Origin of the sequence: Streptomyces sp. HmicA12, from assembly GCF_000373565.1 — a bacterium.
GTDB lineage: Bacteria > Actinomycetota > Actinomycetes > Streptomycetales > Streptomycetaceae > Streptomyces.
The window spans coordinates 64,549-76,641 of sequence record NZ_KB891820.1 but is presented as its reverse complement, the minus strand read 5'-3'; the positions used below and the strand labels follow the sequence as shown (position 1 = coordinate 76,641).

At 68.6% G+C, this 12,093-nt stretch carries 12 protein-coding genes and 1 riboswitch; of the genes, 3 read left to right on the top strand and 9 right to left on the bottom strand.

Annotated elements, in window-relative coordinates:
- Window positions 1-178: 178 nt before the first annotated feature.
- The 3 genes from B072_RS0126610 to B072_RS0126600 all read right to left on the bottom strand — a co-directional run bounded on the left by B072_RS0126610 (window position 179) and on the right by B072_RS0126600 (window position 3,127).
- On the bottom strand, window positions 179-1,210 hold the full coding sequence (locus tag B072_RS0126610; RefSeq protein WP_026246333.1) for an NlpC/P60 family protein: 1,032 nt from the start codon (window positions 1,208-1,210) through the stop codon (window positions 179-181).
- Window positions 1,211-1,496: 286 nt separating this feature from the next.
- Window positions 1,497-2,855 carry an NYN domain-containing protein gene (locus tag B072_RS0126605; protein WP_018532995.1) on the bottom strand — a complete coding sequence of 453 codons (1,359 nt, stop codon included), beginning with the start codon at window positions 2,853-2,855 and terminating at the stop codon, window positions 1,497-1,499.
- 32 nt (window positions 2,856-2,887) lie between these two features.
- Complete coding sequence (locus B072_RS0126600) at window positions 2,888-3,127, bottom strand: hypothetical protein (protein ID WP_018532994.1); 240 nt, start codon at window positions 3,125-3,127, stop codon at window positions 2,888-2,890.
- 115 nt (window positions 3,128-3,242) lie between these two features.
- Between B072_RS0126600 and B072_RS0126595 the strand changes: the two genes are divergently transcribed.
- Together B072_RS0126595 and B072_RS0126590 are read left to right on the top strand one after the other, a co-directional pair.
- Complete coding sequence (locus B072_RS0126595; protein WP_051127302.1) at window positions 3,243-3,995, top strand: rhomboid family intramembrane serine protease; 753 nt, start codon at window positions 3,243-3,245, stop codon at window positions 3,993-3,995.
- Window positions 3,992-4,273 (top strand): Lrp/AsnC family transcriptional regulator, encoded by a 282-nt coding sequence (locus B072_RS0126590; RefSeq protein ID WP_018532992.1) that lies wholly within the window; start codon window positions 3,992-3,994, stop codon window positions 4,271-4,273. The genes B072_RS0126595 and B072_RS0126590 overlap by 4 nt, the downstream gene beginning before the upstream one ends.
- A 27-nt stretch (window positions 4,274-4,300) precedes the next feature.
- Here the strand turns inward: B072_RS0126590 and B072_RS0126585 are convergent, their stop codons facing one another.
- The 6 genes from B072_RS0126585 to B072_RS0126560 form a co-directional block, all read right to left on the bottom strand.
- Window positions 4,301-5,677: an aminotransferase class V-fold PLP-dependent enzyme gene (locus B072_RS0126585; protein WP_018532991.1), complete on the bottom strand. Its 1,377-nt coding sequence runs from the start codon at window positions 5,675-5,677 to the stop codon at window positions 4,301-4,303.
- A gap of 187 nt (window positions 5,678-5,864) precedes the next feature.
- Window positions 5,865-5,982: riboswitch (SAM riboswitch) on the bottom strand.
- 87 nt (window positions 5,983-6,069) lie between these two features.
- Window positions 6,070-7,134, bottom strand: a complete 1,065-nt coding sequence (gene trpD, locus B072_RS0126580) for an anthranilate phosphoribosyltransferase (RefSeq protein ID WP_018532990.1) — start codon at window positions 7,132-7,134, stop codon at window positions 6,070-6,072.
- A gap of 151 nt (window positions 7,135-7,285) precedes the next feature.
- Window positions 7,286-8,923 carry a cytochrome b gene (locus B072_RS0126575; protein ID WP_018532989.1) on the bottom strand — a complete coding sequence of 546 codons (1,638 nt, stop codon included), beginning with the start codon at window positions 8,921-8,923 and terminating at the stop codon, window positions 7,286-7,288.
- The gene (locus B072_RS0126570) at window positions 8,920-9,975 is read right to left on the bottom strand and encodes a ubiquinol-cytochrome c reductase iron-sulfur subunit (protein WP_018532988.1); all 1,056 of its coding nucleotides are present in this window, start codon (window positions 9,973-9,975) and stop codon (window positions 8,920-8,922) included. The genes B072_RS0126575 and B072_RS0126570 overlap by 4 nt, the downstream gene beginning before the upstream one ends.
- Window positions 9,972-10,781, bottom strand: coding sequence for a c-type cytochrome (locus tag B072_RS0126565; protein ID WP_018532987.1), 810 nt, complete (start codon window positions 10,779-10,781; stop codon window positions 9,972-9,974). The genes B072_RS0126570 and B072_RS0126565 overlap by 4 nt, the downstream gene beginning before the upstream one ends.
- 81 nt (window positions 10,782-10,862) lie before the next feature.
- Window positions 10,863-11,483 (bottom strand): cytochrome c oxidase subunit 3, encoded by a 621-nt coding sequence (locus B072_RS0126560; RefSeq protein WP_026246331.1) that lies wholly within the window; start codon window positions 11,481-11,483, stop codon window positions 10,863-10,865.
- Between the two features lie 175 nt (window positions 11,484-11,658).
- On the opposite strand from B072_RS0126560, the gene B072_RS0126555 reads away from it, so the two are divergent.
- Window positions 11,659-12,060, top strand: a complete 402-nt coding sequence (locus tag B072_RS0126555; protein WP_018532985.1) for a hypothetical protein — start codon at window positions 11,659-11,661, stop codon at window positions 12,058-12,060.
- Window positions 12,061-12,093 lie beyond the last annotated feature (33 nt).

The window sequence follows — 12,093 nt, the reverse complement described above, 5'->3', positions numbered from 1 at the left end:
GCCGACAGTAGCCGCGCGACCACCCCCCGGCCAACGACCGTTCAGGGGACGCACACACCTGCGCCCCGCCTATGACGCAGGTCATGGGCGGGGCGGAGGGTCAGCGAAGGATGCCGGAATTCGCCCGAACGGGCGCGTTTCCCGATGCCGTTGGTACGAGGATCGGATACCGGCGCGATCAGCCCGCGATGCGGACGCCGAACTGGAAGCTGCCGATGGTGCTCATCGACTCGTACCGGACGACGGCGCCGGGGTGCGGGGCGTGCAGCACCTGGCCGTTGCCGGCGTACAGGCCCACGTGCGCCAGGTTGTTGAAGAAGACGAGGTCGCCGGGCTTGAGCTGGCTCATGCCGATCTTGGTGCCGTCGTTCTGCTGGGTGTAGGTGGTCCGGGTGATCCCGACGCCGGCCTGGTTGTACGCGTACTGCGTCAGACCCGAGCAGTCGTAGGAGTTGGGGCCCGTGCCGCCGGAGACGTACGGCTTGTTGAGCTGGGTGGCGGCGGCGCTCAGGGCGGCGGCACCGAACCGGGAGGCGGCCACCTCGTTGCCGAGGTCGACACGGCTCGCGGAGGAGCGGCTGGCGCGCGCGTCGGCGGCGGCCATCTCCTGACGCTCGGCGGCGGTCAGGGAGTTGAGCAGCTTCTGCGCCTTGCTGAGCTTGCTCTGGACTTCCTTCTTCTTCTTGCCGAGCTCGGTGCGCGTGTCGGCGAGGTCCTTGAGCTTCTCGGAGGCCTCGGAGCGCTCCTGGGCCAGCTCGCGCTGCTTCGCCTGGACCTTCTTCAGCGACTCCAGCTGCTGCGCGGAGAGCGCGTCGAGGGTGGACGCCTTGTCGAGGTAGTCGTCCGGGTCGGAGGAGAGGAAGAGCTGGACCGAGGAGTCGATGCCGCCGGAGCGGTACTGCTCGCTGGCCATCGTGCCGATGCCCGTGCGCAGTTCGTTGAGCTCGTCCTGCTCGCGGGCGACCTTGTCCTGAAGGTCGCCTATCTCCTTCTCGAGCTTCTTCTGCTTCTCCTTGGCCCCGTTGTAGAGGTCGGTGGCCTTCCCCGCCTCTTCGTAGAGCTTGTCGACCTTGGCCTTGACCTCGCTCTTGTCCGGCTTGGGCGCGGCGCTGGCCGCCTGCGAGGTGAGAGCCACGGCAGCGGCTGCGGTCGCGGTGAGCACGGTCACACGGGTGCGGCTCGGCTGCTTGGGTCGACGGTGGGACGCCACGAAGGCGAGCTCCTTCTTCCTCCAGCCGCCCACGTGAACACCCGGTGGGCGGTGACCCTCCACCGTCACTCACCTCATGTGAGTGATCACCCGAGCGGAGGTTCGAGGCTCGACCCTAGTGACCTTCTTGTGATCAGTTCAAATCCTGACGGGAAAAATCTCGGTCACCCACTGCATTCTTTGCACTCAACTCACATGCAGTGATGTCCCTTTGACGCTACGTTGCGTGAAGGTTTCGCCAATTCGGGCAAGTGGAACGGAGGTTGCGGTTCCGTCAAACCGGACATTAGCCGTGAGAGAGCCGCTTCAGGAGCATCACGGACGCAACCGGACGCGCGCCCGCCTTCGCGACGCCGTCGGCGACCTCCCGGTCCGTCGAGACCACGATCACCGGCCGGCCCGGCGGCTCGGCGCGCACCAGCTGACGGATCAACTCGTCGGCCGTGACACCGGCCTTGGAGAACAGCACCCGCACCCCGCGCGGCGGCGCGAGCAGCACCGGCGCCGCCAGCTCGGCCCCGTCGAAGACACAGGTCACCTCGGCGCCCGTCTGCGCCGCGAGCTGCGACAGCGAGCCGAGGAGCCGGAGCCGCTGCTTCTCCAGCGGCATCGTCGGATACCCGGTCTTGGTCACGTTGTAGCCGTCGACCACGAGGTGGGCCTGCGGCAGCGCGAGCAACTGGTCGAGGATGGCCGGGTCGTGCTCGTGCAGGGCGCGCGCCGCGATGTCCTTCGGCGTCATCCTGCCCGGCTCGACGGCGTCCACGGAGTCGGCCGGCCGCGCGGACACCGGCGGCAACGCCAGCTCCCTGCGCAGCCCCTGGGCCGCGTCGAGCACGGTGTCCAGCAGCAGCCGTACGCGCATGTCCTCGACGCTGCGCCCTTCGCGGGCCGCCCGCCGGGACGCCTCCAGAGCCGCCTCCGCCTCGCCGAGCCGCCCCTTGAGCCGGCGCGTCTCGCTCTCCGCGGCGGACACCTGCGCCTGCGCGTCGGCCCGTACGGACTCGATCTCGGCCTGCGCCTTGCGCACGGCGGCCTCACCGCGCTTCACGTCGCTCACGGCGGACCGCAACTTGCGCTGCGTGGCGTCGGTCTCGCGCCGGGCGGCCTCCAGCTCCGTGCGCAACCGTTCCGTCTCGGCCCTGGTCTGTGCCTGCGCCTCGGCGAGCTGCGCGCGCAGCCGGTCCAGCTCGGCCCGGGTCTCCTCGTCGGCGCGCTCGGCGTCGGCCCGCTGCGCCTCCTCGCCCGCGGCGGCGACGAGCTTGACCCACCCCGCGGGCCGCAGCACGTACGCGGCGGCGGCGACGTCCAGCGGATCGGCGGCGGGCGGCGGCGAGCCGGCCTCCAGGGCGCCCGCCAACTCGGGCTGCGCCTCCCGGAACCGCTCGGCGATCCGCTGCCGGAAGAGCGTGTCGCTCTCCACGGCGGCAGCCATGGCGTTACCGGCGAACTTGGTGCGCCGCGTGGGGGTGAAACGGGCGTACTGCCGCAACTGGGGAGGAAGTTCGCCCACCGTCAGGCCGCCGAAGCCGTCCGAGACGATCTGCACGACCCGCCGCCGTACGCCTTCGGGCAACGGCCGGTCGAGCACCTCGGCGGCGGCCTGCTCAGCGTCTGTGGCCTCCCCGCCCGTGCTCTCCACCATCCGTCACCCCAAAGTCTGTGGGGCCCGCTCCCTCAGGAGTCGGAGCCCGGCCTGTCCACGAGTTCCACCTGATCCACGGCGTTGCACCAGCGGCAGCGCACCGACTCGATGGTCTCACTGACCACGTCGCGTTCCTCGACCTTCGGCTCACCGGCCAGGTCGAGGTGAACGTACTCGACGACCTTCGAGGAGCGCGTCACGTCGAACCGCGTCAGATTGCCGCACAGCGTGCAGCGCCAGCGGGTGGTGGCGGTCGGCAGGGGAACCGTCATCTCAGAGCGTCTCTTCCTCGCGTGCACGGCGTGGTCCGTGGTGCTTGCTGTATTGCCCGTAACCCTACGGCCTGCCGTACGCCGCCCGCTCCCCGCCTTGCGTCATGCTCTCCCCATGATCGGCAACGGGCGCGACACGACCGGAAAAATCGGCAAAGTGACCGCATTCCTCAAGAGCCACCCCGCCCCGGTCACGTACGGACTCATCACGGTGTGCTGCGTGGTCTTCGTACTCTCCCCCGCCTCGGGCCTGAACCCCGCTTACGGCACCGGCCCCCGCCTGCTCACCGCGCAGACCGCCTACTTCGACCACTGGGGCGTGATCCCCGCCGAACTCTTCGCGGGATCCCCGCGGGCCCTGCTCACCCCGTTCACGGCCCTGTTCGTGCACGGCAGCTGGCTGCACCTGCTGGGCAACATGCTCTTCCTCTACGTCTTCGGGGCGATGGTCGAAGAGCGCATGGGCCGCGTCCCGTACGCGCTGTTCTATCTGATCAGCGGCTACCTCGCGCTGCTCGCCTACGCGGCCGCGCACTCCGACTCCGGCCAGAGCCTGGTCGGCGCGTCGGGAGCGATCTCGGCGGTCCTCGGCGCCTTCCTGTACCTGTTCCCCGGAGCGCGCGTGACGAGCGTGTTCCCGTTCCTTTTCTTCCTGCCCCTGCGCTTCCCCGCGTGGGTGGTGCTCCCGTTCTGGGTGGCACTGCAGTGGGCGGCGGCGGGCCAGGACACCCAGGGTCCCGCGGTGGCGTACCTGGCCCACCTGGTCGGGTTCTCGGTGGGCTTCCTCTACGCGTGGGCCCGGTACCGGGGCCGGGCTAAGGTTGAGGCGACCCATGCCACGGCCACCGAGGGAGACAGCCAGCCGTGATCACCGCGATCGTGCTCATCAAGACCAGCGTGGACCGGATCCCCGAGATCGCCGAGTCGATCGCGGCGCTGGAGAGCGTCAGCGAGGTCTTCTCCGTCACCGGTACCTACGACCTGATCGCCATGGTCCGCGTCGCCCGCCACGACGACCTGGCGGACATCATCCCGGGCAGCATCAGCAAGATCCCGGGCGTCGAGGCGACGGACACGCACGTCGCCTTCCGCACGTACTCGCAGCACGACCTGGAGGCCGCGTTCGCGATCGGCCTCGACGGCTGACCTCTCGGTCGGGCCGCGACGGGCGCGTCAGACGGCGGGAACGCAACGCCCTTCCTCGGTGCGGTAGTTCCACTTCGCGCCGTCCTTGACGAGCTCCGTCACCGCGGACACGAACCGCTCCACGTGCTCGTCGGGCGTACCGGCGCCGAAGCTGACCCGGATCGCGTTCAGCGACTTCTCGCCCGGCGCCGCCTCCGGCGCCCCGCACTCGCCCTGCGTCTGCGGGTCGGAGCCGAGCAGCGTACGCACCAGCGGGTGGGCGCAGAACAGGCCGTCGCGGACACCGATGCCGTACTCGGCGGAGAGCGCGGCGGCGAAGTGCGAGGAGTTCCAGCCCTCGACCACGAAGGAAATGACGCCGACGCGCGGGGCGTCGTCCCCGAACAGGGAGAGCACCTTCACCTCGGGCACGGCGGCGAGGCCCTCGCGCACCTTGCGGATCAGGTACTGCTCACGGGCGACGAGGCTGTCGAACCCGGCCTCGGTGAGCGCCTTGCAGGCGGAGGCGATGGAGTAGACGCCGATGACGTTCGGCGAGCCCGCCTCGTGCCGGGCGGCGGTGGTGTGCCACTCCACGTCGACGCCGCCGTCGGCGCGCCGCGCGACCTTCCGGGAGGCGCCGCCACCGGCGAGGTACGGCTCGGCCTCCGTCAGCCAGTCGGAGCGGCCCGCGAGGACGCCGGAGCCGAACGGCGCGTACAGCTTGTGGCCGGAGAAGGCGACCCAGTCGACGTCCAACTCCTGGACGGAGACGGGGTGGTGGGGCGCGAGCTGGGCGGCGTCGAGCACGATGCGGGCACCGTGCGCGTGAGCGGCCGCCGCCAGCTCGCGCACCGGCCAGAGCTCACCGGTGACGTTCGAGGCGCCGGTGACGCAGACGAGGGCGGGGCCGTGGGGGTCACGGTCGGCGAGGGCGCACTCCAGGGTGGCGACGGCCTCGTCGGGGGTGCGCGGCGCGTTCAGGTAGGTGACGCGGGCGTCGCGCCACGGAAGCAGCGAGGCGTGGTGCTCGGTCTCGAAGACGAAGACCTGGCAGTCGGCGGGGAGGGCGTCGGCGAGCAGGTTCAGCGAGTCGGTCGTCGACCGGGTGAAGACGACCTGGTCGCCCTCGCGGCAGTCGAGGAACTCGGCGACGGCGACCCGGGAGTTCTCGAAGAGATCGGTCGACAGCTGCGAGAGGTACCCGGCGCCGCGGTGCACGCTGCCGTAGTACGGGGCGTACGCGGCGACGTCGTCCCACACCCGCTGCAGGGCCGGCGCGCTGGCGGCGTAGTCGAGGGCCGCGTAGGTCACTTCACCACCGGTGACGAGCGGGACGGTGACGTCCCGGCCGAGCACGGGCAGCGGGGCCGCGATGCCGGAAGGGGTCGAGGTACAGGTGGCGGCGTCGACGGAAACAGACATGAGTGAACTCCCTGGCGAGTCAAGCGAATTGACCATGCCGAAGCCACGACCGACCGCTACGGGACAGGGCTCGACGGCATGGAAAGAAAGATGAAACGGGTACGCAGAGGCGGGGCCGAAACGCCCTATCGCATTCGCTTGCTCACGAGACTGCTCCCTTGAGGACCAGGACCCCAGGGTGTGCAGGGGTCCGCGCTTGCCATGAGCCTTGCTGCTCACGGCCTGGTCTTCACCCAGGGCACCCCGCCACGGACGGAGGGTTGCCGGACAGCGGGCTGGGGCCTCGATCGCTGTCACTCATGACCTTGAAAAGCATCCTGCCACAGGATCCGGATACGGCAAGGGCGCAGTCCACGTTCTGGACTGCGCCCTGCGTCACATCTGCCGTACCGTCACCGGTTGCTGGCGAGGACCCACCGCTCCAGGGTGGCCTTGGCCGCGCCGGAGTCGATCGACTCCGCGGCCCGCTCCATACCGGCCCTGATCTGCTCGACGAGCGTCCCGCTGCCGGGCCGTACGGCGACGAGTGCGGCGGCCGAGTTCAGCAGGACGGCGTCACGGACCGGCCCCCGCTCCCCGTCGAGGAGCCGCCGCGCGACCTCGGCGTTGAACGACGGGTCGCCGCCGCGCAGCGCCTCGATGCCGACCGGCTCGATGCCGACGTCGCGCGGGTCGAAGACCTCCTCGCGCACGGCACCGTCCCGCACGACCCAGACCCGGGACGTCCCGGTGATGGTCAGCTCGTCGAGTCCGTCGTCGCCGCGGAACACCAGGGAGGAGTTGCCGCGCTCGGCGAAGACCCCGGCCACGACGGGCGCCATCCGCGGGTCGGCGACCCCGACGGCCTGGGCGCGGACCCGGGCCGGGTTGGTCAGCGGACCGAGCAGGTTGAACACGGTCCGGATGCCGATCTGGCCGCGGGCCGCGCCCGCGTACCGCAGCGCCGGGTGGAACTTGATCGCGAAGCAGAAGGTGATGCCGGCTTCCTCGGCCACCTGGGGGACGCGGGCCGGCGACAGGTCCAGGTTGACGCCCAGCTTCTCCAGGACGTCCGAGGAGCCCGAGGCGGACGAGGCGGCCCGGTTGCCGTGCTTGACGACCTTGGCGCCCGCACCGGCGATCACGATGGCGGACATGGTGGAGATGTTGACGGTCTTCGCGCCGTCCCCGCCGGTGCCCACGATGTCGACGGTCTCGCCGGGCACCTCGATGACGTTCGCGTGCTCGTACATCGTCCGGACGAGTCCGGTGACCTCGTCGACGGTCTCGCCCTTGGCCCGCAGCGCGACCACGAACGCGGCGATCTGCGCGTCGGTCGCCGCGCCGCTCATGATGCGGTCCATCGCCCACGCGGTGTCGTCGGCGCTCTGGTCGCGGCCCTCCAGCAGGCCGTTCAGCACGACGGGCCAGGAACGCGCCGCCGCGGTGTCGCCTCCAGCGGGGGTCAAAGCGCTCATGGCCGCTCCTGTTGTCGTCCGTGGGAAGTCCGCGCGAGAAAACCGCGCGACCCCACCTTATCGAGCCCCGGGGACGGCAAAGAGCCCCCGTCCAGTGCCTGGACGAGGGCTCCTGCCGTGGCGAACAGCGTCAGAGTTCGAACCTCAGAGATCAGTGATGGCCGTGGCCGCTGGTGATCTCCTTGTACTCCTCGGCGGTGGGCTTGGGGATCTGGTTGTTCTCCCCGTAGTAGCCCTTCGACAGCTTGGCGCGCAGCTTCTGCGCACGCGACACCTTGCGCTCCACCCCGTTCTCGTCGACCGACGGGCCGATCTCGGCGGGCTGGTACTGCTCGTGCGCGGTGAGCGTGTGCAGGGCCTCCGCGTCGAGCGGCTCGTGGACCTCGATGAACTCACCGTGCGGCAGGCGCTTGATGATGCCGGACTCGCGTCCGTGCAGCACCTTGTCCTTGTCGCGGCGCTGGAGGCCGAGGCAGATCCGCTTGGTGGCGATGAACACGAGGATCGGCACGACGAAGAAGCCGACCCGGACGAACCAGGTGATCGTGTTGATCGACAGGTGGAAGTGCGTGGCCCAGAGGTCGTTTCCACCACCCACGAGGAGGACCAGGTACCAGCTGATCCACGCGGCACCGAACGCGGTACGCGTCGGGGCGTTGCGCGGGCGGTCCAGGATGTGGTGCTCGCGCTTGTCGCCGGTGACCCAGGACTCGATGAACGGGTAGACGGCGATGGTCGCGAGGACCAGCGGGAAGATCACCAGCGGGATGAACACACCCAGGACGAGCGTGTGGCCCCAGAGGTTGATCTCCCAACCCGGCATGACACGGATCAGGCCTTCGGAGAAGCCCATGTACCAGTCGGGCTGGGCACCGGTGGACACCTGGTCCGGGCGGTACGGGCCGATGGCCCAGATCGGGTTGATCGAGGCGATCGCCGCGACGATCGCGATGACACCGAAGACCAGGAAGAAGAAGCCACCCGCCTTGGCCATGTAGACCGGGAGCAGGGGCATGCCCACGACGTTCTTGTTGGTCTTGCCGGCACCCGCGAACTGCGTGTGCTTGTGGTAGAAGACCAGGATCAGGTGGGCCACCATCAGGCCGAGCATGATGCCCGGCAGCAGCAGGATGTGGACCGAGTAGAACCGCGCGACGAAGTCGCCGCCCGGGAACTCTCCGCCGAAGAGGAAGAACGACAGGTACGTGCCGACGATCGGCACGGACAGGATCGCGCCCTCCATGAAGCGGACACCGGTTCCGGAGAGCAGGTCGTCCGGGAGCGAGTAACCGGTGAAGCCGGTGAACATGCCCAGGACGAACAGCAGGAAGCCGAACAGCCAGTTGACCTCACGCGGCTTGCGGAACGCACCCGTGAAGAACACGCGCATCATGTGCACGAACATGCCGGCGAGGAAGATCAGCGCGGCCCAGTGGTGGATCTGCCGGATCAGCAGACCACCGCGCACATCGAAGGAGATGTGCATGGTCGAGTTGAACGCCTCGGACATCAGCTGTCCCTGCAGCGGGACGTAGCTGCCGTGGTACTCCACCTCGTTCATCGACGGGTGGAAGAACAGCGTCAGGTACACACCCGTGAGGATGATGATGATGAAGCTGTACATGCAGATCTCGCCGAGCATGAAGGACCAGTGGTCCGGAAAGATCTTGCGCATGTTGGACTTGGCCAGGGAGTAGATCCCGAGGCGTCCGTCCGCCCAGTCGGCGACGCGCTCGCCGGCCGGTGCCTTCTCGCGAGAAGGCGCGTCGTTCGTGGTTGCAGTACTCATCCGCGCTCCCAGAAGGCAGGACCGACGGGCTCCGCGAAGTCGCCCTGCGCCACGAGGTAACCCTCTTCGTCAGCGGCGATGCGCAGCTGCGGAAGGGCGTGACCGGCGGGGCCGAAGATGACCCGGGCACCGTCGGAGAGGTCGAAGGTGGACTGGTGGCAGGGGCAGAGCACGTGGTGCGTCTGCTGCTCGTACAGGGAGATCGGGCAACCGACGTGGGTGCAGATCTTCGAGTACGCGACCACACCTTCGTGCGACCACTCGAGCTCCTGCTTGTCCTTGATGTTGTCCGGCTGGATACGGACCAGCATCAGAGCCGCCTTCGCGATCTCCTTCTGGAAGTCCTCGTCGTGCTCCTCCAGGCCCTCGGGCTTGGCGAAGGTGAGCGAACCGACCGCGATGTCCGAAGCACGCAGCGGCTCGTTCGTGTTCATGTTGACGAGCTTCAGGCCCTTCTTCCAGGCCGTGGTGCGCAGTTTCTTCTCGGGCAGCGGACCCAGGTCACGGAGAAGGACGACGCCGGAGAGCGGCACCAGGGCCAGCGCGCCGAACATCGTGTTGCGGATCAGCTTGCGGCGGCCGAACTGCGACTCCCGCGCACCGTCCGCGAAGTCGGCCAGAACCTTGGCCTTGACCTCGGGCTCGGCCTCGATCGGGTGACGCTCGGCAGCGACCTCGACGTCCGACATCAGGGTGCGGGCCCAGTGGACCGCGCCCGCGCCGATGCAGAACAGGGCCACACCGAGCGTGGTGCCCAGAGCGAAGTTCAGCCCGCTGATGTGACCCAGCGGGAAGATGTAGACGCTCTTGTGGGGGTCGATCGCCACGTACGAGGCGATGAAGCCGACGGTGGCCAGCATCGAGACCGTGAACAGCATGGCAACGACGCGCTCGGACCGCCGGGCGGCCCGCTCGTCGATGTCCTGGATCCGGTGCTCGTGCGGCGGCAGGCCGGGGTCGGCGAAGGGGTTGTCCTTCGTCGGCTCGACGGAACCGTGTCCGTCACCCTGCTCAGCGGGCAGGTTCTCTTCTGGAATGTCTTGGCTACTCATGACTTCTTGGCCTTTGCGGTCCGAGCGGCGACCCAGATGGCGGCGGCGATCAGCGCGCCGAGACCGAAGATCCAGGCGAACAGACCCTCACTGACCGGGCCGAGCCCGCCCAGCTTGAGACCGCCGGGGCTCTCGGTCTTGTCGCCGTTGACCGCGTCGAGGTACGCGATGATGTCCTTCTTGTTCTGCTTGGTCATCGTCGTGTCCGGGAAGGACGGCATGTTCTGCGGGCCGGTCTGCATGGCCTCGTAGATGTGCTTCGGGTCGACGCCCTCGAGGCTCGGCGCGAACTTGCCGTGCGTCAGCGCGCCACCTTCACCGGTGAAGTTGTGGCACTGCGCGCAGTTGGTGCGGAACAGTTCGCCACCCTTCGCGATGTCGGCGCCGTTCGGGTCGTAGTCCTCCTTGGTCGGTGCGACCGGACCGGCACCGAGGGAGGCGATGTACGCGGCGAGCTGGTCGATCTCGGCCTGCGAGTAGATGACCTTCTTCTTCGGGACCTGAGCGCCCGGCTGCTGGGCCGGCATACGTCCGGTGCCGACCTGGAAGTCGACGGCGGCGGAGCCGACGCCCACGAGGCTCGGCCCGTCGGTGGTGCCCTGACCGCCGGTTCCGTGGCAGCTGGCGCAGCCGACGGAATAGAGCTTCTTGCCCTCGTCGATGGCGAGGGACTGGGCGGTTTCATCGGCCTGCGCCTTGCTCGCGGGCGCGAACGCGGCGTACAGCCCCCCGGTGGCCGCCAGCGCGAGGAGTAGGACGACGACCGCCGCCAGCGGATGGCGTCGTCGTGCGGAGAGCTTTTTCACGGATTACCCCGGTGTCAGGATCTTCTGCGTCGGTGCTACGGGAATGTTTCGGGTGCTTCGCCCGATGCTGCGATCTGCGAACTACTTGATCAGGTAGATCGTGGCGAAGAGGCCGATCCATACGACATCGACGAAGTGCCAGTAGTAGGACACGACGATGGCCGCGGTCGCCTGCTCGTGAGTGAACTTCCGGGCCGCGTACGTCCTGCCGAGGACGAACAGGAAGGCGATGAGGCCACCTGTCACGTGCATGCCGTGGAAGCCGGTGGTCAGGTAGAACACCGAGCCGTACGGGTCGGAGGAGAGCGAAAGCCCGTCCTTCTTGACCAGCTCGGTGTACTCGAAGACCTGACCGCCGATGAAGATCGCACCCATGATGAAGGTGACGATGAACCACATCCGGAGCTTCTTCACGTCCCCGCGCTCGGCGGCGAACACGCCGAGCTGACAGGTCAGTGAGGAGAGCACCAGGATCGTGGTGTTCGTCGCGGAGAACGGAAGGTTCAGGCTGGACGCCATTTCCTTCCAGTGATCCGGTCCTGTCACCGATCGCAGGGTGAAGTACATCGCGAAGAGGGCCGCGAAGAACATCAGCTCGGAACTCAGCCAGATGATGGTTCCGACGCTGGTGAGGTTCGGTCGATTGACCGACGGGTGCGCGTGCCCGGTTTCTACTGTCGTTGCTGTCGCCACGACCGACATTATGTCGGTCGCTTATCTCGCCCTCACTCCGGGGGGTGCCGTTCGGAGTGTCTGAGGGGTGTGTCCAGCCCATATGGCCCATCGGAGCCGTGCGCGAACCGGTGTTGACGGGGTGTCGGGAGGAGTAGGCTCCGCGCCAACGACGCCCTACAGACACTGATGTCTCGGAGGAACGATGCAGTCGACCGCGACGGTCCTGGTCTACAGCGACGACGCCAACACTCGTGAGCAGGTCCGGCTCGCGACCGGACGCAGGCCCGCATCCGACGCCCCCGAGGTCCAGTTCATCGAGTGCGCGACGCTCCCGGCGGTCCTCAAGGAGCTGGACCGCGGCGGCATCGACGTCTGCGTCCTGGACGGCGAGGCCGTGCCGGCCGGGGGCATGGGGGTCTGCCGCCAGATCAAGGACGAGATCTTCCGCTGCCCGCCGGTGCTGCTCCTGATCGGCCGCCCCCAGGACGCCTGGCTGGCCACGTGGAGCCGCGCGGAGGCCGCGGTGACGCTTCCGGTCGAACCGGTCGAATTCGCGGACGCACTGGCGTCCCTGCTGCGTTCACGGCTCGCCGTGCGGGCCTGACACGCGCCGACTCCCGTACGTGGATCACGTACG

What these genes read in the sequence shown, in the direction of transcription:
- B072_RS0126605 (WP_018532995.1), bottom strand. Translation starts at nt 2,855, where the DNA reads ATGGTGGAGAGCACGGGCGGGGAGGCCACAGACGCTGAGCAGGCCGCC.
- B072_RS0126585 (WP_018532991.1), bottom strand. Translation starts at nt 5,677, where the DNA reads ATGTCTGTTTCCGTCGACGCCGCCACCTGTACCTCGACCCCTTCCGGC.
- trpD (WP_018532990.1), bottom strand. Translation starts at nt 7,134, where the DNA reads ATGAGCGCTTTGACCCCCGCTGGAGGCGACACCGCGGCGGCGCGTTCC.
- B072_RS0126600 (WP_018532994.1), bottom strand. Translation starts at nt 3,127, where the DNA reads ATGACGGTTCCCCTGCCGACCGCCACCACCCGCTGGCGCTGCACGCTG.
- B072_RS0126555 (WP_018532985.1), top strand. Translation starts at nt 11,659, where the DNA reads ATGCAGTCGACCGCGACGGTCCTGGTCTACAGCGACGACGCCAACACT.
- B072_RS0126595 (WP_051127302.1), top strand. Translation starts at nt 3,243, where the DNA reads ATGATCGGCAACGGGCGCGACACGACCGGAAAAATCGGCAAAGTGACC.
- B072_RS0126575 (WP_018532989.1), bottom strand. Translation starts at nt 8,923, where the DNA reads ATGAGTACTGCAACCACGAACGACGCGCCTTCTCGCGAGAAGGCACCG.
- B072_RS0126570 (WP_018532988.1), bottom strand. Translation starts at nt 9,975, where the DNA reads ATGAGTAGCCAAGACATTCCAGAAGAGAACCTGCCCGCTGAGCAGGGT.
- B072_RS0126560 (WP_026246331.1), bottom strand. Translation starts at nt 11,483, where the DNA reads ATGTCGGTCGTGGCGACAGCAACGACAGTAGAAACCGGGCACGCGCAC.